Source organism: Pseudomonas sp. PDM25, from assembly GCF_019219045.1.
Taxonomy (GTDB): Bacteria; Pseudomonadota; Gammaproteobacteria; order Pseudomonadales; family Pseudomonadaceae; genus Aquipseudomonas.
Map to the genome: position 1 here is coordinate 95969 of NZ_JAHUWL010000012.1, position 25995 is coordinate 121963.

At 58.9% G+C, this 25995-nt stretch carries 21 protein-coding genes and 3 tRNA genes; 3 read left to right on the forward strand and 21 right to left on the reverse strand.

Features of this window, described 5'->3' with window-relative positions; genetic code table 11:
* Window positions 1–3 precede the first annotated feature (3 nt).
* Both pfkB and ptsP read right to left on the reverse strand, forming a co-directional pair.
* Entirely contained in the window at window positions 4–945 is a 942-nt protein-coding gene (pfkB, locus tag KW848_RS22230) for a 1-phosphofructokinase (RefSeq protein ID WP_111450452.1), read from the reverse strand.
* Window positions 945–3806: a phosphoenolpyruvate--protein phosphotransferase gene (gene ptsP / locus KW848_RS22235; RefSeq protein ID WP_218538057.1), complete on the reverse strand. Its 2862-nt coding sequence runs from the start codon at window positions 3804–3806 to the stop codon at window positions 945–947. Before ptsP ends, pfkB begins: the two co-directional genes overlap by 1 nt.
* 288 nt (window positions 3807–4094) lie before the next feature.
* Between ptsP and cra the strand changes: the two genes are divergently transcribed.
* Window positions 4095–5090 carry a catabolite repressor/activator gene (gene cra, locus KW848_RS22240; protein WP_218538058.1) on the forward strand — a complete coding sequence of 332 codons (996 nt, stop codon included), beginning with the start codon at window positions 4095–4097 and terminating at the stop codon, window positions 5088–5090.
* A gap of 3 nt (window positions 5091–5093) precedes the next feature.
* Entirely contained in the window at window positions 5094–5870 is a 777-nt protein-coding gene (locus KW848_RS22245; RefSeq protein WP_123365231.1) for a TatD family hydrolase, read from the forward strand.
* Here KW848_RS22245 and KW848_RS22250 read toward each other — a convergent pair whose 3' ends face one another.
* From KW848_RS22250 to KW848_RS22270, 5 genes are all read right to left on the reverse strand, one after another.
* The gene (locus KW848_RS22250) at window positions 5871–6260 is read right to left on the reverse strand and encodes a hypothetical protein (protein ID WP_218538059.1); all 390 of its coding nucleotides are present in this window, start codon (window positions 6258–6260) and stop codon (window positions 5871–5873) included.
* A gap of 238 nt (window positions 6261–6498) precedes the next feature.
* Window positions 6499–8529: a methyl-accepting chemotaxis protein gene (locus tag KW848_RS22255; RefSeq protein WP_218538060.1), complete on the reverse strand. Its 2031-nt coding sequence runs from the start codon at window positions 8527–8529 to the stop codon at window positions 6499–6501.
* Window positions 8530–8734: 205 nt separating this feature from the next.
* Window positions 8735–9571 carry a regulatory signaling modulator protein AmpE gene (gene ampE / locus KW848_RS22260; RefSeq protein ID WP_218538061.1) on the reverse strand — a complete coding sequence of 279 codons (837 nt, stop codon included), beginning with the start codon at window positions 9569–9571 and terminating at the stop codon, window positions 8735–8737.
* On the reverse strand, window positions 9568–10128 hold the full coding sequence (gene ampD, locus KW848_RS22265) for a 1,6-anhydro-N-acetylmuramyl-L-alanine amidase AmpD (protein WP_008149001.1): 561 nt from the start codon (window positions 10126–10128) through the stop codon (window positions 9568–9570). Before ampD ends, ampE begins: the two co-directional genes overlap by 4 nt.
* Before the next feature lie 64 nt (window positions 10129–10192).
* Window positions 10193–12403, reverse strand: a complete 2211-nt coding sequence (locus KW848_RS22270) for a DUF1631 domain-containing protein (protein WP_218538062.1) — start codon at window positions 12401–12403, stop codon at window positions 10193–10195.
* A gap of 283 nt (window positions 12404–12686) precedes the next feature.
* Here KW848_RS22270 and nadC point away from each other — a divergent pair, with 283 nt between their 5' ends.
* Entirely contained in the window at window positions 12687–13535 is an 849-nt protein-coding gene (gene nadC, locus KW848_RS22275) for a carboxylating nicotinate-nucleotide diphosphorylase (protein WP_218538063.1), read from the forward strand.
* Between the two features lie 113 nt (window positions 13536–13648).
* Here the strand turns inward: nadC and KW848_RS22280 are convergent, their stop codons facing one another.
* From KW848_RS22280 to glmM, 14 genes are all read right to left on the reverse strand, one after another.
* A complete protein-coding gene (locus KW848_RS22280; protein ID WP_111450461.1) occupies window positions 13649–13954 on the reverse strand; it encodes a DUF6388 family protein in 306 nt (101 codons plus the stop codon).
* A 137-nt stretch (window positions 13955–14091) separates the two neighbouring features.
* Window positions 14092–14164: transfer RNA gene (locus KW848_RS22285), tRNA-Thr, on the reverse strand.
* A gap of 139 nt (window positions 14165–14303) precedes the next feature.
* Window positions 14304–16409, reverse strand: coding sequence for a polyribonucleotide nucleotidyltransferase (pnp, locus tag KW848_RS22290; RefSeq protein WP_111450462.1), 2106 nt, complete (start codon window positions 16407–16409; stop codon window positions 14304–14306).
* 197 nt (window positions 16410–16606) lie between these two features.
* Complete coding sequence (gene rpsO, locus KW848_RS22295) at window positions 16607–16876, reverse strand: 30S ribosomal protein S15 (protein ID WP_003176135.1); 270 nt, start codon at window positions 16874–16876, stop codon at window positions 16607–16609.
* A 117-nt stretch (window positions 16877–16993) separates the two neighbouring features.
* Window positions 16994–17911: a tRNA pseudouridine(55) synthase TruB gene (gene truB, locus KW848_RS22300; protein ID WP_074873678.1), complete on the reverse strand. Its 918-nt coding sequence runs from the start codon at window positions 17909–17911 to the stop codon at window positions 16994–16996.
* Between the two features lie 3 nt (window positions 17912–17914).
* On the reverse strand, window positions 17915–18316 hold the full coding sequence (gene rbfA / locus KW848_RS22305) for a 30S ribosome-binding factor RbfA (RefSeq protein ID WP_008149016.1): 402 nt from the start codon (window positions 18314–18316) through the stop codon (window positions 17915–17917).
* Window positions 18317–18475: 159 nt separating this feature from the next.
* Window positions 18476–21004, reverse strand: coding sequence for a translation initiation factor IF-2 (gene infB, locus KW848_RS22310; protein WP_008149017.1), 2529 nt, complete (start codon window positions 21002–21004; stop codon window positions 18476–18478).
* Between the two features lie 27 nt (window positions 21005–21031).
* Entirely contained in the window at window positions 21032–22513 is a 1482-nt protein-coding gene (gene nusA, locus KW848_RS22315) for a transcription termination factor NusA (protein WP_008024459.1), read from the reverse strand.
* Window positions 22514–22560: 47 nt separating this feature from the next.
* Window positions 22561–23019 (reverse strand): ribosome maturation factor RimP, encoded by a 459-nt coding sequence (gene rimP, locus KW848_RS22320; protein WP_010463487.1) that lies wholly within the window; start codon window positions 23017–23019, stop codon window positions 22561–22563.
* Window positions 23020–23157: 138 nt separating this feature from the next.
* A tRNA-Met gene (locus tag KW848_RS22325) sits at window positions 23158–23234 on the reverse strand.
* A 96-nt stretch (window positions 23235–23330) separates the two neighbouring features.
* A tRNA-Leu gene (locus KW848_RS22330) sits at window positions 23331–23416 on the reverse strand.
* A gap of 22 nt (window positions 23417–23438) precedes the next feature.
* Complete coding sequence (gene secG / locus KW848_RS22335) at window positions 23439–23822, reverse strand: preprotein translocase subunit SecG (protein WP_017336473.1); 384 nt, start codon at window positions 23820–23822, stop codon at window positions 23439–23441.
* A 4-nt stretch (window positions 23823–23826) separates the two neighbouring features.
* Entirely contained in the window at window positions 23827–24582 is a 756-nt protein-coding gene (gene tpiA, locus KW848_RS22340; protein ID WP_192410118.1) for a triose-phosphate isomerase, read from the reverse strand.
* Window positions 24583–24648: 66 nt separating this feature from the next.
* Entirely contained in the window at window positions 24649–25986 is a 1338-nt protein-coding gene (glmM, locus tag KW848_RS22345) for a phosphoglucosamine mutase (protein WP_111450463.1), read from the reverse strand.
* Window positions 25987–25995: the final 9 nt, after the last annotated feature.

Consider the following 25995-nt stretch of genomic DNA (forward strand, 5'->3'; position numbering starts at 1 on the left):
CTCTTATTGTTCTGTCAGGGGGCGCACGCGCACGCCCTGTTCGAGCCGCGCCAACTGCGTGGCGTCGCCAATACCGAAATCGATCTGGGTGACCGCCATCGCGGCAATCGCCGTGGCGGTGCGCAGGGTCTGTTCAGGCGTGTCGGCGCTGAGTAGACCGTGGAGCATGCCGGCCAGTAACGAATCGCCAGCGCCCACGGTGCTGACGACACTGACCTTGGGCGGCGTGGCATGCATCGCCGAGCCGACACTGAACCAGTTCACGCCATCGGCGCCGTCGGAGATCACCACGTGCTCGATGCCTTGAGCATGCAAGCGGCTCGCGGCTTCAGCCTGTGCCGCGACCGAAACCATCTCGCAGCCCATCACGTCGGCCAGCTCTTCGGTGTTCGGTTTTATCAACCACGGACCGGCATTGAGCGCGGCCCGCAAGGCTTCACCACTGCTGTCCAGCGCCACGTTCAAACCGAGATTTTTCAAACGCACAATCAACGCCTGCAACCATTGCGCACTGATGCCTTGAGGCAGGCTGCCAGCAACGACGACCGCGTCATGACCGGGCGCTATTTGATCAAGTCGATCAAGCAACGCCTGCTGTGCGGCTTCACTGACCAAGGGGCCGGGGCCGTTGATGTCGGTGATGCGCCCATCGCTTTCCGCCAGTTTGATATTGCTGCGCGTCTCCCCCGGTACACGGATGAACGCGTCGACAAAGCCGCGTTTGGCGAACAGGGTTTCGAACGCTTGAAGGTTGTCCTCCCCGAGGAAACCGCTGACCGTGAGCTGATGCCCAAGGTCCGCCAGCACTTGTGCCACGTTCACGCCTTTACCGGCGGCATGCGTGTGCATCTCGTCGCTACGGTTGACTTGGCCGGGGGTAAGCAGCGGCAACTGGACCGTGAGGTCCAGCGCCGGGTTGAGGGTCAGGGTCAGGATCTTGGCCATTACAGGGCCTCCACTAGTGCGCGCACTTCATTGGCGCTGCCCACGGCCAGGGCCTGTTGGGCAAGGATTTGGGTCTGGGCCAGGCTGAGTTCGCGAACCCGCGCCTTGACCTCGGCAATGCTGCGACCCGACACGCTGAGCTCGTCCACACCCAGACCGACCAGCACTGGCACCGCCAGCGGATCGGCCGCCAACTCGCCGCACACGCCGACCCACTTGCCGTGGGCATGCGCCGCGCGCACGGTGATGTCGATCAGTTGCAGCACCGCCGGGTGCAAACCGTCAGCCTGGGCCGACAAGGTTGGATGACCACGGTCGATGGCCAGGGTGTATTGGGTCAGGTCATTGGTGCCGACGCTGAAGAAGTCGACCTCTTTGGCCAGCACCGGCGCCAGCAATGCAGCCGACGGCACTTCAATCATGATCCCCAATTGCAAGTCGGCAACCGGAATTTCCAGACGCAGACGTTCGGTCATGTCCCGGGCCTGGCGCCATTCGTCGACGCTGCCGACCATGGGGAACATGATCCGCAGTGGACGGTTGTCCGCCGCACGGAGCAACGCGCGCAATTGCGCTTCCATGATGTGCGGACGTTGCAGAGTCAGGCGAATACCACGCACGCCGAGGAACGGGTTTTCTTCTTTGGCGATCGGCCAATAGGGCAGCGGTTTGTCACCGCCAACGTCGAGGGTGCGCACCACCAGCGGCCGACCGGCCAGGCCATCAAGGACGCGACGGTATTCGACTTCCTGGGTTGCCTCGTCCGGCGCTTGCGAGTGGGCCATGAAAATCAGTTCGGTGCGCAGCAGGCCAATGCCTTCGGCGCCCTGCTCCACCGCGCTGGTCACGCCCGCGCTTTCGCCGATGTTGGCGAACACTTCGACTGCATGACCGTCAGTGGTCAGTGCCGGTTGATGGCGTTGTTCGGCGGCGGCTTTCAAACGCTGCTCGCGGGTATCGCGCTCTTCGGTGGCACGCTGCAAGGTCGCCGCGTCGGCGTCCACGTGCAGGCGACCGCGTTGGCCATCAATCAGCAACGGCGTACCCGGTGCCAGCAGCAACACGGCCGGGCCGGCGCCGACCAACGCCGGAATACCGAGGGCTCGGGCGACAATCGCACTGTGCGCGGTAGCACCACCACGGGCGGTGAGGATGCCGGCGACGCGCGCCGGATCAAGGCGGGCGACATCGGATGGACCGACTTCATCCATCACCAGAATGTACGGTTGCTCAGGTTCGCTCGGGGTTTCGACGCCACTCAGTTGCGCCAGCACTCGGCGGCCGATATCACGCAAGTCGGCGGCACGCTCGGCGAGCAAGGCGTCCTGCAGCGATTCCTGTTGTTTGGCCGCCGCTTCAATCACCGCCATCCATGCCGCTTCGGCGCTTTCGCCCTGCTTGAGACGGGTGCCGACTTCATCGGTCAATTCCGGGTCGTCGAGCATTTCCTGGTGGGTGATGAAAATCTCGCGAATGGCCTTGGACTTGCTGCGTTCGATCAGGCCTTCGATGTCGCGACGCACGTCCGCCAACGCCTGTTGGAGACGCTCGCGCTCGATCGCGGCAGACTCGCCGCGCAGCGGGTAATCAATGGTTTGCAGCACTTGAATGTGCGCCGGGCCGATGGCGATGCCCGGAGCGGCGGCGATGGCCTGAACCAGACTGCCGGAGGCTGGCGCGAGGATTACCTCGGCCACATCGGCGATCACTTCGCGCTGCTGGCTCACGGCTGGCAGCGGCTCGACTTCTTCACCGAGGCCTTCTTCGATGGCGGCCAGCAAGGCTGGCAAGGCATCGGCGGCGATGCTCGGTTCGGCGACAAATTCCAGCACCTGACCGCGACGGGCACCGAGGCTGAGCAGTTTGCTCAAACTCTTCACCGACACGGCGCTGTCCAGGCCATCGACGATGCGTACGCGGATTTCACCTTCAAAACTTTTCGCCAGTTGCGCGAGGATCTTCGCCGGACGCGCGTGCAAGCCGTGAGCGTTGGCCAGGGCGATGCGAGCGCTCGGCCAATCCGCCGGCAGCTCACCGCCCAGGACTTCGAGAACCTTACGGCTGCTGGTGGCGCGGCCCAATTCGTGGCCGCGACCTTCAATCAGCAACGCACAAAGGCGTTCGAGCAAGGCCTGATGGGCCTCACCGAGGCTGGCCAGGCAGAACAGTCCGCTGAGCGGCTGGCCGAGGTAACGCATGGGTTTGTCCGGCGTAACGAAGGCCAGGCCCGGACGCTTGACCGTTTGCTCGCTGTGCAACCACCACAGGCCATCGCCCAGGGGCAGCGCGTCGACTTGCTGCAACACGGCAGAGAAACCGTTGCTCACACAATCGGCCTGACGCAGCAAACGCGCACCGCGCCAGACCAGCTCTTCGAAGTCATCGGCCGACACACCGAGGCCGATCATCTGGGCATCCAGCGCCAGTTCTTGCGGCGCGCCTTGCAGCAGTTTCAACAAGGCTTCGGCGGAACTGGCGCGGCGCAGCGCCTGGCCCAGGTCGGTTTCGCCGAGGGCACGGGTCAGCAATTGCAGCAAGCGCAGGTGTTCGTCGGATTTGGCCGCAATACCGATCGCCAGGTAGACGATCTGACCGTCGCCCCAGTCCACGCCTTCGGGGAACTGCATCAGTCGCACGCCGGTGGAAAACACCAGATCGCGGGTTTCCGGCGTACCGTGGGGGATGGCAATACCTTGACCGAGAAAGGTCGAGCCCTGGGCTTCGCGCGCCTGCAATCCGGCGAGATAACCCTCGGCCACCAGGCCATCGGTGACCAGATGCTGCGCCAGCAGGTGCAACGCTGCGGACTTATCCACAGCCGATTGACCCATGGATATCTGCTCTATGGTGAGCTCGAGCATGCTTTCTCCTTTTTGGCGTCTTGTGACGCCAGGTATTGTTTTGAATGATTCAGCTTAGGCCCTTAGTCACAACTTTTGGCGGTTTCGCGGCAGAACCGGCAAAGGAGCCCATAACGTAGAAAATACGCTTGCTGAAACGTTTAATCTAGAATGATTGGCACGTTACTCGATAATGTCTCATCCTTGAAGTCCAATTGTCGGATGCGTCGCGACGATGGTCGTCTGCCTTAATCGGGTAGGATTGGCGAAAATGTCGAGGCAAGCTCGAAAAAACAAGGAAAAACCGGGTTGAAACTCAGTGATATCGCCCAGTTGGCCGGTGTGTCCGTTACCACCGCCAGCTACGTCATCAATGGCAAGGCAGAACAACAACGTATCAGCAGTGCCACCGTCGAGCGCGTGCGCGCGGTCGTCGAACAACATGGCTTTACGCCCAACCCCCAAGCTGCCGGGCTGCGCAGTCGGCACACCCGCACCTTGGGTTTCATTCTGCCGGACCTGGAAAACCCCAGTTACGCGCGCATCGCCAAACTGCTGGAACAAGGCGCCCGAGCTCGCGGCTATCAGCTGCTGATCGCCAGTTCCGACGATGCGCCAGACAGCGAACGGCAATTGCTGAAACTGTTCCGGGCCCGGCGCTGCGATGCATTGATCGTTGCCAGTTGCCTGCCGTCCGGCGATGACAGCTACCGCCAATTGCAGGCCAAGGGCATTCCGATCATCGCGATCGACCGGGTCATGGAGCCTGAACATTTCTGTTCGGTGATCAGTGATGACCGCGAGGCCAGCCTGCAACTGACCCGCAGTCTACTGGACCCGCTGCCCAAACAGATCGCACTGATCGGCGCACGCCCCGAACTGAGCATCAGCCAGGAGCGGGCGGGCGGTTTCAAAGACGCGTTGGACGGGTTCAAAGGCGAGGTACTGATCGAACACGGCGAGTCGTTCAGCCGTGAATGTGGCAAACAGTTGATGGAAGAACTGCTACAGCGTCTGGGCCATTTGCCGGATGCGCTGCTGACCACGTCCTACGTGCTGCTTCAGGGCGTATTCGATGCCTTGCACGACTTCCCGCTCAAAACCCGCCCGCTGCGCCTCGGCACCTTTGGCGACACGCAGTTGCTGGATTTCCTGCCGCTGCCGGTCAACGCCATGGCCCAGCAGCATCAGCTCATCGCCGACAAAGCGCTGGAACTGGCCCTCGCCGCCATCGAGCAATCGGATTACCGACCCGGCGTGCAGGCCATCGCGCGGACCTTCAAGCAGCGTATTCGCCAGGACTGAACCGTGGAGCTGATCGACAGCCACACTCATCTGGATTTTCCGGACTTCGACGAGGATCGCACGGCGTTGTTGGCCGAGAGCCGCGCTCTTGGAGTGCGGCGGATGGTGGTGCTGGGGGTATATCAGGGCAATTGGCAGCGGGTCTGGGATCTGGTGCAAAGCGATCCCGACCTGTATGCGGCGTTCGGCCTGCACCCGGTGTATCTGGATGATCATCGCCCTGAAGACTTACACGAACTGGGTGATTGGCTGACCCGGTTGGCGGGTCATCGGCAGTTGTGCGCGGTGGGCGAGATCGGTCTGGATTACTTTATCGAAACCCTGGACCGTGAACGCCAACAGGCACTGTTCGATGCGCAGCTGCAACTGGCGGCGGACTTCAATCTTCCGGCGCTGATTCATGTGCGACGCAGCCATGCGGCGGTGATTGCCACGCTCAAGCGGTTTCGCTTGAAACGTGCGGGGATCATTCACGCCTTCGCCGGCAGCAAAGAAGAAGCCCGCGAATACATCAAGCTCGGTTTCAAACTGGGCCTGGGCGGTGCCGCGACCTGGCCTCAGGCCCTGCGCATGCATCGTGTGCTGGCCGAGTTGCCGCTTGAATCGGTGGTACTGGAAACCGATTCTCCGGACATGGCGCCCGCCATGTTCCCCGGCCAACGCAACAGCCCGGCGCATCTGCCGGCCATCTGCTCGGCACTGGCGGGGATCATGGCGATCAGCCCCGAACAATTGGCCGCCGCCAGCACGGCCAACGCTTGTGAGCTGTTCAACTGGTAATCAGTCGGCGTGGGCCTTGGCGGCTTCCAGCGTCAGCGTCATGTGGTATCGGTGCCGGGCAATCCGCATGACGGCGAAGTAGACGAAAATCGCCAACAGCGAAAAATTCAGCTGCTCCACGACGCTGAATATCCCGATCCATTCCGCCACCAACGCCACCAGCAACGCGGTGCAAACCATGAGCGATGTGCTGGCCCGCAACAATGCCAGTGAGTCGAGGGACTTGAAGCGCTTGATCTGTTTCGGATCGTTCAGTTGTAGCGCTTTCTGGCAGTGGGAACACGCGAACGCTTCGTTGATCGCAATGGCGTTGAGTTGCCAGGGTTTGAGCAGGAGTGTGCTCCCGCAATGAGCGCAATGACCCTGGATTCCAATCGTTACAGCTGACATTACCGAGCCTCCTCAGGGCGGGTCCAAGTGATTGATCTTCCTTCATTAAAGACCAAAAACCAGACGGTGGAGGAAAACAGGAAAAACGCCACAAACAAAGGGAAAAAATACTACAGACGGAGCATAAAAACCTGTGGGAGCGAGCCTGCTCGCGAATCGGTCTATCACTCAACATTGATGTCGACTGACAGACCGCTTTCGCGAGCAGGCTCGCTCCCACAGGTGTGCCGGGGTGGTTTCAGACCCGGAACGCGCTGATCAGCTGCTTGAGCTCCACCACCTGAGCCGACAATGCGCGACTGGCATCCTCGGTCTGGTGTGCACCTTCGGCGGTACGCTCACCGGCGCGGTTGATTTCCACAATATTCTGGTCGATGTCGTGGGCCACGGCGGTCTGCTGCTCTACTGCGGCGGCGATTTGCTGGTTCTGATCGACGATCATGCCGACGGCACCGAGGATGTTTTCCAGCGCTTGCTGAACCTTTTCCGACTGCCCCACCGTGCCGTTGGCCATTTGATGACTGGTCCCCATCGCCTTCACCGCAGCGCCAACACCGCTGTGCAGCTTGGCGATCATCTGCTCGATTTCCTCGGTCGATTGCTGGGTGCGCTTGGCCAGGGTCCGGACCTCGTCCGCCACTACCGCAAAACCACGACCCTGCTCACCGGCCCGAGCGGCTTCGATGGCCGCGTTGAGCGCCAAGAGGTTGGTCTGTTCAGCGATGCTCTTGATCACCTCCAGCACACGGCTGATGGACTGGCTGTCGCTGGCCAGTTGGTTGATCACCAGCACCGACTGGTCGATCTCACTGGCCAGTGCCGCGATGCTGCCCTGCTGGGATTCCACCAGCCCGCGACCGCTGATGGTCTCATCGTTGACGCTATGAGCGCTGCTGACCGCTGCCGCGGCACTGCGTGCCACCTCAAGGGACGTCGCGGACATCTGGTTCATGGCCGTGGCGACCTGCTCGATCTGCGTGCGCTGCCCCGCCACCGCCTGGTTGCTCTGGGCGGAAACGTTCTCCACCTGCCCGGCCTGGCGCTCGACCTCACTGACGGTCTGGCCGACCCGCTCGATCAGGTCGTGGATTTTCTTCACGGTGCCGTTGAACACCTCGCCCAACTCGCCCAGTTCATCGCGGCTGTTAGCGCTGAAGGTCACCGTCATGTCGCCGGCCGCGACCTTGTCCATCACCGCGCCAAGACGCTTGAGGGTGGTGCGGGTCGAGGCGTAGAAGCCGCCGTAAAGGTAAAAAATCAGCACAAACACCACCGACAACGCCATGGCCTGCAAGACCATGTGGGTGCGGTTCTGCTCCAGTCGCTGTTGCAACTGGGTGCCGAGAAACTTCAGGGTGGCTTCATTGAGTTGGTAGGTCTGGTCCATCAGGCCCGTGACTTGATCGTAAAACCCCTGCCACGGCGCATCCAGCGTGTCGGCCATCACGACCTGCTCTTCGAACAGTTCACTGGCCTTTTTCAACGATGCCTTGCTGATATCGGCCTGAGCGGCCAGGGTTTCCCGTGCCGCTTTGCTGGAGCCCAGCGCGTCCTGTAACTTCAGGGCATATTCGGCCTGCAGTTTTTCGATCTGCGCCAGCAACTCATCAAAACGGGTGCTCGATGCCGAGTTGAGAAAGCCCTGCCCCAGCGAAAAAGAACCCATCGCCCGGCCTTCGCCCAGAAGCTGGGTCACGGGCGGGGTGACATTGGTAATGAGTTCGCTCAGCTGGCGCATGTCGCTCTGGGGGTCGCGGCTGAGGCCGGCCTGACTGGCGATAATCTGGCTGAAAATTTGTGCGTTACCGAGCAACTTGCCGATCATCGCGCTTTTGCTTTGCAGGGAGTTTTCCGTTTGCTGGGCCTTGAACGCGGCGATCATTTCATCGCGCTTGCCATCGAAAACCATGATTTGCTCAGGGTCAGCGGTCATCGCCGTCAGCCCTTGCAAACGGGTCAGCACATTTTGCCCCACGGTACTGATCTGCGACTCGACATTGCCGGCCTTGCCGGACTGACCAAGGGTGACGTTGATCTGCACCAGGTTGTTCAGGGTTTCCAGATCGCGTCGTAACGTCAGGCTGCTGCCCAGTAGATCAAGGCTCTGCAGCTCGATCCGGGTGCCCTGGAATTCTCGATAAGAATCGCGCACCAGATAGAAGTTGGTCACCAACATCGGCACAAGGAACAGCACGCTGATCAGGCTGAACTTCATGCCAAAGCTCAGGCGGTTCATCAGCGCCACGGCGGGATAGAGCAAGCTCTTCACTGGAAGTCTCCCTTTGATTTCTTATTTTTATTCGCAGGCGCGGGTCGAGAGCAGATAGCCACTATTCGGCGCTGTCTCTGTATAGCCTAAATCGACGGGAGGTTTTGTAACTTAAGGTTAACGGCGAGACGCCCACTTGGGACGATTGATATCCCTGTGGCGAGGGGATTTATCCCCTCAACACAGCTACAGGGGTTCAGCGTGCTTACGGAAGGACGGTCCACAGCGCAAAACCGGCGTACCAGAGCACCGCCGCGCGCAGCAGCAGTTCCCAGATCCGGTCGAGGCTGTTGATGCCATCAGGCCCGACCACCGGCGCCGGGATTTCACCGGCCACCAGCCCGACTTTCTCGATCAATTGGGCGGCGCTGATGTTCCAGTTCAGCAGTTCGTGCAGCATCACCCGGCCGACCGCGACAAAGTTGCCGACCAACGCAAAACTCGCTGCCAGCAGACGCACCGGCACCCAGTCGAACGCATGACGCAGTTTTGCGGCGCGCTCGACCACGGCCGGGGTCTGCCCGTGTTCTTCGGCCAGGGCCAGCAGTCGATAGCTCAGGGCTGCGACCGGCCCCAGCAGGAAGTACCAGAAAATCACCGCGAAAAAGCTCTGGTAAGCCTCCCACAGCAGATGCCCTTCGACCCGTTCCAGCAATTGTTCGCCGCTATCGGCACAAATACCCAGGTCGCGGTTCGCCACATGAGCGGCCGCTTGCAGGTCTTCCCGGCGCCAGGCATCGCGAAACGGCCCGAGACCGGCCAGCAGATCACCGCGGCCCAGACTGTAAATCACCACCAGCAGATGCACCGGCAACGCCAGCAGACCGTAAGCCACCGGGTCCAGTACCAGGAGCAGCAAACCCAGCAGTGCCACCGGCAACAACACCAGGATCACCAGGATCAGCCACGGACTTTTCGCCAGACGCGGACTGACCTCAAGCTTGTTCAGCTCGCGAACCCATCCACCATCGCGCTGAATTCGATGACGCAGGGCCGAGAACTTCTCGATCCAGACCGCCAACAGCAACACCAGAAAACTCATTGTTGTTCCTCTTTTGCCAGGGCGGCGCGATAGCGTGCCCAGTCGAACGCAGGCCCAGGATCGGTTTTACGCCCGGGTGCAATGTCGCTATGCCCGCAAATGCGCTGTGCGGTAATGGCCGTGAACGCGCTTTGCAGCTGCCGGGTCAGGGTCGTCAACGCTTGATACTGAGCATCGGTGAACGGCAGATCATCCGTGCCTTCAAGTTCAATGCCCACGGAAAAATCGTTACAGGTTTCCCGCCCTTCGAAACTCGAGACGCCGGCATGCCAGGCACGCTCAAGACAAGAGACAAACTGAGTGACGGTGCCGTCACGTTCGATCAGAAAGTGCGCAGACACGCGCAGGTCGGCGATCCCTTCAAAATAGGGGTGCTCCGTGACATCCAGACGATTCTGGAAAAATTCCTGCACCTTGCCGGTGGCGAATTGCGCAGGCGGCAAACTGATGTTGTGGATCACCAGCAGGGAAATTTCGTCCGAGGGGCGCGCATTGAAGTTGGGCGAGGGGCAAATATCTACGCCCTGACACCAACCGCTCGCGGGGTCCAACTGCATACAGGTTCCTTCAACGACGACTGTGTAGGCGCCCAGTATGCCGCGATAGACCCTCGGGGCGCGATCACTTGCCGTGATTGAGGCGCCGCAGGGTGCCGATCACTGACTCCAGCGCCCGGTCGAACAGCAAAGTGTCGTCCAGCGCGCGCACCGCGCCACGACGGAATTCCAGTGCCAGACCGGTACGGCTGCGCTCCAGCACTTTCATCCCGGTGCGGTTGACGAAAATGTACTTACCGGTGGCTTCAATGATCGCCGCCAGCTTGCAGCGAAGGGTGTTTTCTTCGTCTTCCTGAAACTCGACCCAGCACCCCAAGCGCAGTTGATCGACCTGAAGCAGGCCGGCATCGTCTTCCGGCAAGCGCACTGACGCCGCATCGACCGGACCTTCGTCGGCGGTTCGCAGGACGACTTCCTGCCGCACTTCGACCATTACCGGCGTATCGACAGGCCGTTCAAGCTTTTGCCCTGGTCGTTCGAACAGCTGAACGTGCAAGGCTTCGAGCTCACTGAAAAATTCGCTGGTGGCGAACGGATCGAAGGCCGAACTGCTCAGCCCGTCGCGCAACGACTTGAGCAATCCAGGCACCAGTGCCAGCAAGCGCAGGCTCGCATCGGATTCATCATGACGTTGCACGCTCCAGATCAATTGCTCCATGGACTGCACATCGGCGTGCCACTCGGCCGACTGATCGCCGTGCTTGAGACAGGTCAGCAGCAGCACCTGGCTCCACGCTTCCTGGACAAACACCACCACCCGCTGCGGCAATACTTTGCCCAACAAGGCCTGGTTCAGCACCTGCTCGACGCACTGACGGGCCAGCTCAGTCCTGGCGCGGCCTTCTTCGGCGTCACGGGTACGTTGCTCCAGCAGCTCACTGCGACGGCGCTCATCGCTGGTGAAGGCGAGAAAATCCGCGAGCAACTCGGAAAAGACCGCCGGGTCATCGACAAAATCGTTCAGCAACCGTTGCACCACTTGCTCGATGCGCAGATACAGGCTGTCGCGTTCATGGTCATCGCACTCACCCCAGCCCATGGCGGCGGTGGCGATTTCATTGAGCAGGCGTCGGGCCGGGTGACTGCTGCGGCTAAAGAAGCTCTTGTCGATCACCGCCACTTTCAGCATCGGGATCTGCAAACGGCCGATCAACGCCTTGAGCGAATCCGGCAGGTTGCGGTCATCGAGGATACATTCGAAGAGCATGGCGATCAGGTTGATCACGTCTTCGTCAGCCACCCCGACCACGCGTGACTTGCCACTTTTGACGCTGACCCGGGTCAGCAGTTGTTCGAGCTGGTTTCGCAGATCGAAGTCGTCCTGGGCTTCCGGCGCCGGCACATATTGCTGCAAGTGCGAGAGCAGGCGCATGAGATCACGGGTGGAAATCGGCTGTGTCTGGGCACTGGCTTCAAGGGTCGGCGCGACACTGCCACGCACGTGAAGCAGCAACTCCTGCAACGCCGCGAAGACTTCCTGCACGCTGTCGTCGGTCGGCGGGCCACTGGCGCGAGTGTTGGCCTGTGCGGGTTCAGCTCCGACGCTGGCCGCTACACGATCCGTGGCACGACGCGCAGGCGCGGGCTTAAGGTCAGGCAGAACACCGGTGGCGCTCAGCAACTGATTGGCTTCGGTGTAGAGCTGATTGGCATCCCTGAGCACATAGCGCTCGAACAGTTTGAGGATGATCAGCTTGACCTTGATCTCCACCCCCAGGTTGCGCCCGGCCTGCATAAAGTACTCGCAGAGCATCGCCGGCCCCATGGGATTGTGCTGATCGAGCAGTTCCCTGCCCAACAGTGCGCTGAGTCGGGCGGTCAGTTGGTCCAGGGCGAAGCCGTCGCGGTTCAGCACTTTGCTGACCATCGCCTCCACTGCCACGCTGCGCTCCACGTCGTCATCGGGCAGCGCCACCGAGGCGTCGAAGGCCAACGTCTGGGGCAAGGCAGATTGAGCGATGTCGTACTGGGTAAGGCTGACAAAAGCCGCGAAGAATTGCTCGAGAAAGCCGCGTTCGATGTTTTTGCGCTTGAGGCGCAAGTCGCGCATGGCTTCGAAGAAGAGATTTTGTTCGACGTCATTGCGGGCCCGGTCGGCCATTTCGAACAGCGTGTCGTCGGCGTTATCGAACAGTTCTTGCAAGCCATGCCTGAGCTGTTGAGCGGCCTTGTCGCGAACCTGAAGCAGAATCACAGGCAGGCGGGCGAGCGGCGAGAGAGTCGCCTGGTCGGTAGCGACCTTGTGCAAAGGCACTACATTCCCGTCGTTGTGCATTCAGGCCTCCTGAAAAGGTGAGTCTTCGAAGTCGTCAATCCAAATCCACGTCAAAGCCATGACGTCAAAAGCAAGGCGGATTATCTTGCAAAAGATGTCCCCTCTACCAGCAGACTCTGCGTTTCCCATTGAAATAGACGCTTATGACAAACGCTGACTGAGTGCCAATTGCTCAGGCGAATCGACCAAATGCAGGTCACAGAGCGATGGGAACGCCTCTGATGCCTTGGGTTGCCCAGCTTCATGGCCCTATAATCGGGCCACTTTGTTTGTGGAGTCCGTTATGCCGAATCTACGTCTCGCCGATTTGACCGCCGAAATCGAAGCCAACGTGCGCCGTGCGTTGCTCGAAGACATCGGCAGCGGCGACATCACCGCTCAGCTGATCCCGGCCGAACGCCTGGCCAAAGCCACGATCATCACCCGCGACGCTGCCGTCATCTGCGGCACAGCCTGGGTTGATGCAGTGTTTCGGCAACTGGACCCACGTGTTGCGGTGCACTGGGAGGTGCGCGATGGCGAGCGGGTGAAACCCAATCAGGTGCTGTTCCACCTCGAAGGCCCGGCGCGCTCGCTACTGACGGGCGAACGCAGTGCACTGAACTTTCTGCAGTTGCTGTCTGGCGTGGCCACGCGCGCGCAGTACCTGGCGGATTACGTTGCCGAGACTCAGGTGAAGTTGCTCGACACCCGTAAAACCTTGCCGGGGCTGCGCCTGGCGCAGAAGTACGCCGTGACCTGCGGCGGGTGCCATAACCACCGCATCGGCCTGTACGACGCCTTCCTGATCAAGGAAAACCATATTGCCGCCTGCGGTGGCATCCCGGAGGCCATCAAAGCCGCGCACAAGATTGCCCCGGGCAAACCGGTGGAGATCGAAGTGGAAAACCTGGACGAGCTGAAGGAAGCCCTGGCGGCCGGTGCCGACATCATCATGCTCGATGAATTGAGTCTGGATGACATGCGCGAAGCCGTGCGTCTGAACGCAGGCCAGGCGAAACTGGAGGCCAGCGGCGGTATCAACGAAAGCACGCTGCTACCGATCGCCGAGACCGGGGTGGATTACATCTCGATTGGTGCGATGACCAAGGATGTGAAGGCTGTCGATCTGTCGATGCGCCTGAGCCTTTGATTGAGAAACGCCCGTTTCAAAGGTGGGAGCGGGCTTGCTCGCGAAGAGGGCGTGTCAGTCGACGCAATTGTCGCCTGACTCACCGCTTTCGCGAGCAAGCCCGCTCCCACAGGTCAGACCACCAGATTATTCATCTCGCAGTACTCTTCCCACTCGACGCCCAACACCTCGGCAGCCTCCTTGTGCAGAACAAGGCGCGCAGCCTCGAACTCTTCAGGCGTTGAGGTGTACTTGAGCGTCAGTTCCCACGGCTGCAAGCCCTGGGACTCTGCCTCATCCTCGAATGCCCACTGGATCTGGTCTTTCTGATCGTCGGCGGGCAGGTCCTTGATTTCTTCGGCTAGCTGGGGCGAATCCAGCAAATACTTCTTCAGCGCTTCTGCGTGTCTGGCTTCTTGGGTCAATTCTTTAACGGTCATGGCGTTCTCTTTGATCTGAGGAATGGAAGATGGATCTGGATCATCAAGGATCTCTCTGACGCAAAAAAACCGTTTGAAGCCCGGTTTGTCTGGCCTTCAGAACCATTCGGGATCATCTGAAAACAACGTGTCGCTCGTGCCCGAGACAGGAATCGAACCTGCGACCTTCGCGTTACGAGTGCGCTGCTCTACCAACTGAGCTACACGGGCAGTGGGCTAAACCTAGCACTGACTTTGGGGTCAGGCAACTTCATGGCTCGCATCATTTTTTCGCAGGCAAAAAAATGCCCCGCAGCTTTCACTGCGGGGCATTTTTTACAACGTTGAAGCGGTCAGGCGTGGGGAGTGATTAAACGCCCGAAGCCTTGGCTGCTGCTACGTCTTTGATGGACAGCTTGATACGGCCGCGGTTGTCCACGTCCAGTACCAGTACTTCCACTTCCTGGCCTTCTTTCAGGATGTCGGTCACTTTCTCTACGCGAGCGTCGCTCAGCATCGAGATGTGAACCAGACCGTCCTTGCCCGGCAGGATGTTGACGAATGCGCCGAAGTCGACGATGCGCTCAACCTTACCGACGTAGATCTTGCCGATTTCAGCTTCTGCGGTGATGCCCAGAACGCGCTGACGTGCAGCTTCAGCAGCTTCTTTGGTTTCGCCGAAGATCTTGATCGAGCCGTCGTCTTCGATGTCGATCGAAGCCTTGGTCTCTTCACAGATCGCACGAATGGTCGCGCCGCCTTTACCGATGACATCACGGATTTTGTCGGTGTCGATTTTCATCGCGATCATGGTCGGAGCGTTTTCCGACAGCTCGGTACGCGACTGGCCAATGATCTGGTTCATCTGACCGAGGATGTTCAGGCGCGCTTCCAGGGCTTGGCCCAGAGCGATTTCCATGATTTCTTCGGTGATGCCTTTGATCTTGATGTCCATCTGCAGCGCGGTCACACCTTTGGCGGTACCCGCTACTTTGAAGTCCATGTCGCCCAAGTGGTCTTCGTCACCCAGGATGTCGGTCAGGACGGCGAATTTCTCGCCTTCTTTAACCAGACCCATGGCGATACCGGCAACCGGTGCCTTCATCGGAACACCGGCATCCATCAGAGCCAGGGAAGCGCCGCAGACCGAAGCCATGGAGCTCGAACCGTTGGACTCGGTGATTTCCGACACAACACGGATGGTGTACGGGAACACGTCAGCAGCAGGCAGCATGGCCTGAACCGAACGACGAGCCAGACGGCCGTGACCGATTTCACGACGACCAGCGCCACCCATGCGACCACACTCACCTACCGAGAACGGAGGGAAGTTGTAGTGCAGCATGAACGGGTCTTTTTTCTCGCCTTCCAGGGTGTCCAGCAGCTGTGCGTCACGGGCGGTGCCCAGTGTTGCAACAACCAGAGCCTGGGTTTCGCCACGGGTGAACAGAGCCGAACCGTGGGTCTTCGGCAGAACGCCAACTTCGATGTTCAGCGGACGTACGGTCTTGGTGTCGCGGCCGTCGATACGTGGCTTGCCGTTAACGATGTTTTCGCGAACGGTGCGGTATTCGATTTCGCCGAAAGCAGCTTTGACTTCAGCGGAAGTCGGTTGACCTTCTTCGCCGGACAGCTTGGCAACCACCTGGTCTTTCAGTTCGCCCAGACGAGCGTAACGGTCGGCCTTGATGGTGATGGTGTAAGCCTGGGAGATCGCGTCGCCGAACTCGGCACGGATAGCGCCCAGCAGAGCAGTGGCTTCAGGCGCAGGAGCCCAGGTCCAGGTCGGCTTGGCAGCTTCAGCGGCCAGTTCTTTAACGGCGTTGATCACCACCTGGAACTCGTCGTGAGCAAACAGTACCGCGCCCAGCATCTGGTCTTCGGTCAGCTCTTTGGCTTCCGATTCAACCATCAACACGGCTTCCGAAGTACCGGCAACGACCATGTCCAGGCTCGACGCTTTCAGTTGTTCGTAAGTCGGGTTCAGCAGGTAGCCGGTGCTTTCGTGGAACGCAACGCGGGCAGCGCCGATCGGGCCATCGAAAGGGATGCCGGAGATGGCCAGCGCAGCCGAGGTACCGATCATCGCAGCGATGTCCGGATCGGTCTTCTTGCTGGTGGAAACAACGGTGCAGACAACCTGCACTTCGTTCATGAAACCTTCTGGGAACAGCGGACGGATCGGACGGTCGATCAGTCGGGAAGTCAGGGTTTCTTTCTCGGAAGGACGGCCTTCACGCTTGAAGAAACCGCCAGGGATCTTACCGGCAGCGTAAGTTTTTTCCTGGTAGTGAACAGACAGAGGGAAGAAGCCCTTGCCTGGATCGGCTTGCTTGGCGCCGACCACAGTCACCAATACGCTGACGTCGTCGTCAACGGTGACCAATACTGCGCCGGAGGCCTGACGGGCGATACGGCCAGTCTCGAGGGTAACGGTCGACTGACCGAACTGGAATTTTTTGATTACCGGGTTCACGGTGTCCTACCTTCTTTTGTGGCTCTTGGGGAACTTGTCTTCTTGCGAAATTCTTGGGCAACGCCGGGAATCGGCCCGACTGTCATTGTCCAGGTAAAGCAGGTATCCAGATAAAACTTGAGGCTGGGAGCCTGCCATGCGCCAGCGGGAAACCCACTGACGTACGACAGACAACCAACCTCTAGCGCAATCGCTTATTAGCGACGCAGACCCAGGCGACCGATCAGAGCCTGGTAACGGCCCAGATCCTTGCCTTTCAGGTAGTCCAGCAGCTTACGACGCTGGTTTACCATGCGGATCAGACCACGACGGGAGTGGTGATCTTTACCGTTGGCCTTGAAGTGACCTTGCAGCTTGTTGATGTTGTGGGTCAGCAGTGCAACTTGCACTTCTGGCGAACCAGTGTCACCAACAGCTTGCTGGTAGTCAGCTACGATTTGAGCTTTTTCTTGAACGTCGAGAGCCATGAGGCAATCCTTTTATCAGGAAACTGTTTCAAAAAAACAGTTTCAACAGGCCAGGGACAAATCCCTGTATCTAAAAATGAGTAGTGACCGTGCCTGTTAACAGCCACCCTCGTCCGGTCATTCTGACCGAATCAGTCGACGCGGCGCGATGCGCCCGTCTTCGCTCACTTCACCGATACCGATGAAGCGACCATTGTGATCCTGTACCCGTACCATGCCGAACTTCGGTGCATCCGGGGCTCGTACCGGTTGGCCGTTAAGCCAGTAGAACGAGCTGTGCTCCGAGAACTGCAACAGAGGCCAATCCAGCAGGCCGCTGTCCGAAGGCATCAAAAAGCGGTCGACCGCTTCGTTGCCGCCTTCGGCATGTACTGCTTCCAACTCTTCCAGCGTGACTGTCTGTGCCAGCGTGAAAGGCCCGGCCTGGGTACGTCGCAGCTCAGCAACGTATGCGCCACAACCGAGTTGCTCACCGATATCCTCCACCAGGGTGCGGATATAGGTACCTTTGGTGCAATCCACTGCAAGCCGCGCAGTATCACCTTCAAAGGCCAGTAATTCCAAGCGCGTAATAGTAACAGAACGCGGTTCGCGCTCCACTACTTCACCTGCCCGGGCCAGCTTGTACAACGGCTGGCCATCACGCTTGAGCGCCGAGTACATGGGCGGTATCTGGCTGATTTGCCCACGAAATTTTGGCAGTACCGCTTCGACATCGGCGCGACCAACGGTCACCGGGCGCTCCAGCAAAACTTCACCCTCGGCATCGGCCGTGGTGGTGGTCTTGCCCAGTTGCGCCAGGGTTTCGTAACCCTTGTCGGAATCGAGCAGGTATTGCGAAAACTTGGTGGCCTCACCGAAGCACAACGGCAACACGCCGGTGGCCAGCGGGTCGAGACTGCCGGTGTGCCCGGCCTTCTCGGCGTTCAGCAGCCAGCGAACCTTCTGCAACGCCGCATTGGAGGTGAACCCCAATGGCTTGTCGAGCAGGATGATGCCGCTGACGTTACGACGGATACGTTTGACCTGAGCCACCGATTACTCCTTGGTGTCTTCGGCTTCTGCCGCAACCGGATGCTGATTGTCTTCAGCTACCGCACGTTCGATCAATGCCGACAGATGAGCACCACGCACGACGCTTTCGTCGTAGTGGAAGTGCAACTGTGGAACGCTGCGCAACTTCATTTCGCGAGCCAACTGCATGCGCAGGAAACCGGCAGCGGAGTTGAGCACCTTGATGCTTTGCGCGATGTCTTCAGCGTTGTCTTGCCCCATCACGGTGATGAAGATCTTGGCGTGACCGACGTCACGGCTGACTTCAACAGCGGTAATGGTGACCAGGCCGACGCGCGGGTCTTTGACTTCACGACGGATCAGCTGTGCCAGCTCACGCTGCATCTGATCGCCGATACGTTGGGTACGGCTGTATTCTTTTGCCATGTCTTGTTACCTGTTACTGCCACACGGTGAAACCCATGGGGTCTGAAAGCGGCAAACGCCCGGCCTGACAAAAGCCAGACCGGGCGTTGCGTTTAGAGTCCTGACGCTGCGCTGCGCATCTGCATGCGGCGGCTCATCGTGGCCCTTGAAGTGCGCGAGTTAGAGGCTGCGAGCAACCTGAACCTTCTCGAAGACTTCGATCTTGTCACCGACTTTGACGTCGTTGTAGCTCTTCACGCCGATACCGCATTCCATGCCGGCACGTACTTCGGAAGCGTCATCCTTGAAGCGGCGCAGGGATTCCAGCTCGCCTTCGAAGATAACGATGTCTTCACGCAGTACACGGATTGGACGGTTACGGTGAACAACACCTTCGATAACCATGCAACCGGCGATCGCGCCAAACTTCGGCGAACGGAACACGTCACGCACTTCAGCGGTACCCAGGATGTTCTCGCGAACATCGCTGCCCAGCATACCGGTGAGGGCTTTCTTGACGTCTTCGATGATGTCGTAGATCACGTTGTAGTAACGCATATCCAGACCTTCCTGCTCGACGATCTTGCGAGCGCCAGCATCGGCACGCACGTTGAAGCCGAACAGTACAGCGTTGGAGGCCAGTGCCAGGTTGGCGTCGGACTCGGTGATACCACCGACACCGCCACCGACAACACGCACTTGCACTTCGTCGTTACCCAGGCCGTTCAAGGCACCGTTCAACGCTTCCAGCGAACCACGGACGTCGGATTTGAGGACGATGTTGAGCGTCTTCTTCTCTTCCTGACCCATGTTCTCGAAGATGTTTTCAAGCTTGCCGGCGTGAGCACGGGCCAGTTTGACTTCGCGGAACTTGCCTTGACGGAACAGAGCCACTTCACGGGCTTTCTTCTCGTCAGCAACTACGCTCATCTCGTCGCCAGCGTCCGGGGTACCGTCCAGGCCGAGAATCTCGACAGGGATGGAAGGACCGGCTTCTTTGATTGGCTTGCCGTTCTCGTCGAGCATGGCGCGAACGCGGCCATAGTTCGAACCGACCAGCACCATGTCGCCTTGGCGCAGGGTGCCGTCTTGAACCAGAACGGTAGCAACCGGGCCACGACCTTTGTCGAGACGCGATTCAACCACGACGCCACGACCAGGAGCCGAAGGAGTCGCTTTCAGTTCCAGAACTTCAGCTTGCAGCAGAACAGCTTCAAGCAACTCGTCCACGCCAGTACCGACTTTCGCCGAAACCGATACGAACGGAGTGTCACCGCCCCACTCTTCCGAAGTCACGCCGTGAACCGACAGTTCGCTACGGATGCGATCGAGATCAGCGCCCGGCTTGTCGATTTTGTTCACTGCAACTACCAGAGGAACACCGGCAGCCTTGGCGTGCTGGACAGCTTCAATGGTCTGCGGCATCACGCCGTCGTCCGCTGCAACTACCAGGATCACGATGTCAGTCGCCTTGGCACCACGAGCACGCATTGCGGTAAACGCAGCGTGACCCGGGGTATCGAGGAACGTGACCATGCCGCGATCAGTTTCAACGTGGTACGCACCGATGTGCTGGGTGATACCGCCGGCTTCGCCAGCAGCTACCTTGGCACGACGGATATAGTCGAGCAGCGAGGTCTTACCGTGGTCAACGTGGCCCATTACGGTCACGACTGGAGCACGGGAGAACGCTTCACCTTCAAACTTCAGGGACTCGGCCAGGGAATCTTCCAGGGCAGTGTCGCTGACCAGGGTCACTTTGTGGCCCAGCTCTTCAGCAACCAGTTGGGCAGTTTCCTGATCCAGTACCTGGTTGATGGTCGCTGGAGTACCCAGTTTGAACATGAACTTGATGATTTCAGCAGCCTTGACCGACATCTGCTGGGCGAGATCGCCAACAGTGATGGTCTCGCCGATCTTCACTTCGCGCACTACAGGGCCGGTTGGGCTCTGGAAACCGTGAGCGTTGCGCTTCTTCAGCTTGGCCTTGCCGCGACCACCACGACGGAAGCCATCGCTTTCTTCGTCGGTAGTACGTGGGGCAACGCGTGGAGCAGGCGCTTTCTCTTTGACCGAAGCACGATGCGGAGCGTTTTTGCGCTCACCATCGCCACTGCCACGACGACTGTTATCGTCGGCACGTGGTTTGTCCGGACGGCGCTGCTCGTTCTGCTTGTTGCGAACATCGGCAGACGGCGCTGGTGCAGCAGCCACAACCGGCGCGCTTTCACGTACTGGCTCGGCAACTGCAGCAGGTGCTGCAACGGCGTCGTTAGTAGCGGATTGCGCAGCAGCTGGCTGGCGACGCGCTTCTTCTTCGGCGCGACGCTTGGCTTCTTCTTCAGCCTTCTGACGTGCAGCATTTTCTACTGCGCGACGTTCTTCCAGTTCGCGTTTGCGCTCGGCTTCGATTTCTTCCGGGCTGCGCTGTACGAAAACTTTCTTTTTACGTACTTCAACACTGATGCTTTTGCTGCCAGCAACACGCAGGGTGCTGGTGGTTTTACGCTGCAGTGTGATCTTGCGTGGTTCTTCCACTTTCGCCTTGTGGCTGCTTTTCAAGTGAGTCAGCAAAGATTGCTTCTCACTGTCAGTCACATGTTCTTCGGCGGCGGTGTGCGGCAGACCTGCCTCACGCATCTGCTGCAACAGGCGCTCTACCGGTGTTTTGACCTCATCGGCCAGTTGTTTCACCGTGACTTGCGTCATGCACTTCTCTCCTCAGGCCGCGCCTAATTACTCGAACCAGTGGGCTCGGGCGGCCATGATCAACTTGCCGGCACGATCATCGTCAATGCCGTCGATGTCGAGCAGGTCGTCAATAGACTGCTCGGCCAGGTCTTCGCGGGTAATTACGCCGCGCACCGCCAGTTCCATCGCCAAATCCTTGTCCATACCCTCAAGCGAGAGCAGGTCTTCGGCCGGATGGGCGTCTGCCAGCTTTTCCTCAGTAGCGATGGCTTTGGTCAACAAACGATCCTTGGCGCGAGCGCGAAGCTCGTTGACGGTTTCTTCGTCAAAGCCGTCGATGTTGAGCATTTCTTCCAACGGTACGTAGGCAATCTCTTCCAGGCTGGTAAAGCCTTCATCTACCAGCACCTGTGCCAGGTCTTCGTCGACTTCCAGCTCGTCGATGAAGTTGCGCAGGATGTCGCCGGTTTCTGCTTGCTGCTTAGCCTGGATGTCCGATTCGGTCATCACGTTCAGGGTCCAGCCAGTCAACTGGCTAGCCAGACGCACGTTCTGACCACCCCGACCAATGGCCTGAGCCAGATTGTCTGCGCCAACGGCGATGTCCATTGCATGGGCATCTTCGTCAACGATAATTGCCGCCACTTCAGCCGGCGACATTGCATTGATCACAAACTGAGCCGGGTTGTCGTCCCACAGGACGATGTCCACACGCTCACCGCCCAACTCACCCGACACTGCCTGGACGCGCGAACCGCGCATACCGATGCAAGCGCCTTGCGGGTCGATGCGTTTGTCCTTGGAGCGGACCGCGATCTTGGCGCGCGAACCCGGATCACGGGACGCAGCCATTACTTCGATCAGGCCTTCAGCGATTTCCGGCACTTCGATGCGGAACAACTCGATCAGCATTTCCGGCGCAGTACGCGACAGGATCAGCTGCGGGCCGCGGTTCTCGGTGCGGATTTCCTTGAGCAGCGCACGCAGACGCACGCCAACCCGGAAGGTTTCGCGAGAAATGATGTCTTCACGAGCCAGCAACGCTTCGGCGTTGTTGCCCAGGTCGACGATCACGTTGTCGCGGGTCACTTTCTTCACGGTGCCGGAGATGATTTCTCCCAGGCGCTCGCGATAGGCATCAACCACTTGAGCGCGCTCGGCTTCGCGAACTTTCTGCACGATGACTTGCTTGGCAGTCTGTGCAGCGATGCGGCCGAACTCGATGGATTCGATCTTTTCTTCGACTACATCACCAACCTGAGCACCAGGATGCGTTTCTGCAACCTTGCTCGGCCAGGTTTCGATGGCCGGATCGTCCAGGTCTGCTTCTTCGACAACAGTCCAGCGACGGAAAGTCTCGTAAGCACCGGTGTGGCGATTGATTTCCACACGCAGATCGACTTCGTCCTCAAAACGTTTTTTGGTAGCAGTGGCCAGAGCCAGCTCCAGCGCTTCAAAAATTACGTTTGCCGGTACGCCCTTTTCATTGGATACCGACTCAACAACCAGCAGTACTTCTTTGCTCATCGTACGCCTCGCCTTTCGCAAGCCATTGGATCCGCGGGATCCGCGTCTCAGTCAAAACTGGGAATAATGTTGGCCTTGTCGATCATATCGATCGGCAACAGGAACTCATGGTCTTCTACCTGCACCACGACGTCCTGCTCTTCTACACCGCGCAGAAGGCCCTGAAAGTTGCGTCGGCCTTCAAAAGGCGAGCGCAGCTTGATCTTCACTTGTTCACCGGCAAATTTTGCAAACTGCTCAATAGTGAACAGCGGGCGTTCCATGCCAGGCGAGGAAACTTCAAGGGTGTATTCAACGGCGATTGGATCTTCAACATCCAGAACACCACTGATCTGACGGCTGACAATGGCACAATCGTCCACCAGCACACCGCCCTCTTTATCGATATAAACGCGCAACATTGAGTGGCGACCTTGAGCCGAAAACTCAATACCCCAGCATTCATAGCCTAGGGCCACGACCACCGGGGCCAGCAAGGCCTGCAACTCTTCTAGCTTGCTCGACACCTGAACCCCCTCGTGCATGTATGTGCATGCTGTGCAAAATAAAAAAATGGGCGAAACGCCCATCCTTGAAACGCCGTCGAACAGCGGCGTTGAAAGTGTCCAGCTAACAAAAAGCCCCTTAAAAGGGGCTCCTTAAACTGGTTGCGGGGGCCGGATTTGAACCGACGACCTTCGGGTTATGAGCCCGACGAGCTACCAGACTGCTCCACCCCGCGACAAAGCTGGGGCGGAAGTATACGACCGATCCCTGACAGGGTCAATGTAACCTTCCACCTACAAGAAAGCCCGCAACAGCGGGCTCTCCTGATAATTGGTACCGAGAAGGGGACTCGAACCCCTACACCCTATGGGCACAACCACCTCAAGGTTGCGTGTCTACCAATTCCACCACCTCGGCAATACTACGTTTGAAACCCTTCTTACTTTTGCTCTTGAGCTGGAGGCACGTCAGTCGCTGGAGTAGCCGACTTTTGCTCTTGAAGCACCGGTACATCATCAGAAGCCGGTTGTTGCTTTGGAACTTCCAACACTGCCGGGTTTGGCAAACCTACTTGAGTCAGCTGATGAGCCTTCTCTTTAGCAAAGTAACCTAACCCCAAGCTGGTTATGAAGAAACCGGCGGCAAGTATAGCAGTAAACTTACTAAGAAAGGTAGAGGAACCTTGGCTTCCGAACACAGTATTTGAAGCACCTGCTCCGAAAGACGCGCCAGCATCCGCACCTTTACCCTGCTGCAGCAATACCAGAGCAACTACGCCCAACGCACCCAGCAGATGAAAAACGACTACGACTGTTTCCAGCATTTTTTCAGTTTCCCGCGGCGCGACAAATCGCACCGAACTCATCTGCATTCAGGGAAGCCCCACCAATGAGCCCCCCATCGATATCCGGCATGCCGAACAGTTCGACCGCATTGGCCGCCTTCACGCTGCCGCCGTATAGAAGCCGCACACCTTGTGCGACCTCAGAATTCTCTGCCGCCAACTGAGCGCGAATGGCTGCATGCACATCCTGCGCCTGTTGCGGCGAAGCAGTCAGCCCGGTACCAATGGCCCAGACCGGCTCGTAAGCGATTACTGCCTTTGCAAAAGCACCAACACCGAGCTCCTCAATGATACTGCCTAGCTGACGCCCGACAACCTCAAGAGTTTTTCCAGCTTCGCGCTCTTCAAGGGTTTCCCCTACGCACAACACCGGAATCAAGCCACATGCCTGTGCCGCTGCGAACTTGCGAATCAGCATTCCGTCCTGCTCGCCCATTATCTGGCGGCGCTCGGAGTGCCCGACAAGCACCAGGGAACAACCTGCATCCACCAACTGACTCGGCGAAATCTCACCGGTCAATGCACCTTGCATGGACTCCACCGCAGAATTCTGCGCGCCGACCGAAATCGACTTTCCTTCCAGGCCATCAATCACTTGATTGATATGCAAGCAAGGCGGGAATACCGCTACATCAACATCGCTCGGCAAGGCCAGATGACGAAGGCCATTGATCAGCTCAGCGACGCTGGCGCGGGTACCGTGCATCTTCCAGTTACCAGCTACCATAGGGCGACGCATGCTGTACCTCGTCGGTCAAAGTGGGCGCAGATGTTACCCAACACAATCAAGGCTGGCAAGCCGAAATCAGGCAGAAACTTCAGTAACCAGTTTTGCCAGCTCTTCGGCGTAGCCGCGAACCTGTGTTTCGTCCTCGCCTTCGACCATGACCCGCACCAGCGGCTCCGTCCCGGACTTGCGCAACAGCACGCGCCCACGACCAGCCATGGCCTGGGTAACGCGCTCGCTGGCCTCTTTGACCGCAGGATGATCGAGGGGGCTCGCGCCGCCGCCGAATCGCACATTGATCAGCACCTGTGGGCACTTGCGCAGCGCCTGACGCGATTGCGCCAACCCCTCGGAGCGGGCCTTCAACGCCATCAAAACCTGCAATGCAGCAATGATCGCGTCACCGGTGGTGGTGTGGTTAAAGCAGACAATGTGGCCCGAATTTTCACCACCCACCAGCCAATCGCGCTCCAGCAACTCGGAGATTACATACCGGTCGCCAACATTAGCCCGCACAAAAGGAATTGCCAGATCCGCCAGGGCGAGCTCCAACCCCAGGTTACTCATCAGCGTACCGACCACCCCCCCCTGCAACTTGCCTTGCACATGCAGGTCGCGAGCAATGATAAACAGCAACTCATCACCGTCGACGACAGCACCGGTATGATCGACCATCTGAACCCGATCACCATCACCGTCAAAGGCGATACCCAAATCAGCATGCTCGGCCAATACGGCAGCTTGCAGCGGCTCCATATGGGTCGAACCGCAATTTTCATTGATGTTCAGGCCGTTAGGATGAGCAGAAAGTACAACGACATCGGCCCCCAGCTCACGGAATACACTAGGCGCCACCTTGTAGGTCGCGCCATGAGCGCAGTCGATCACGATCTTCATGCCCGCGAAGCTAGTGCCGGTCGGGACGCTGCTTTTGCAGAATTCGATATAACGGCCTGAAGCATCGTTGATGCGCGATACCTTGCCGATCTTGCTCGACTCAACCACGGTCATCGGGGTGTCGAGCAACTCTTCGATCATATGTTCGACTTCATCAGGAAGCTTGGTGCCCTTCCCGGAGAAAAACTTGATGCCATTGTCATCGTGAGGGTTGTGCGAGGCACTGATCACGATGCCCGCTTCGGCCTGGAAGGTACGCGTCAGGTAGGCAATGGCCGGTGTCGGCATCGGCCCCAGAAGCATGACATCGGCACCTGCTGAAGTAAGTCCGGCCTCGAGCGCAGATTCGAACATATAGCCAGAGATCCGAGTGTCCTTGCCCACCAATACCTTGCAGGCGCCCATTTTGCGGAACGCCATACCAGCAGCCCAGCCGAGCTTGAGCATGAAGTCAGGAGTAATCGGATATTCGCCGACCCGACCACGAATGCCGTCGGTGCCAAAGTATTTCTTAGTCATAAGTACTCC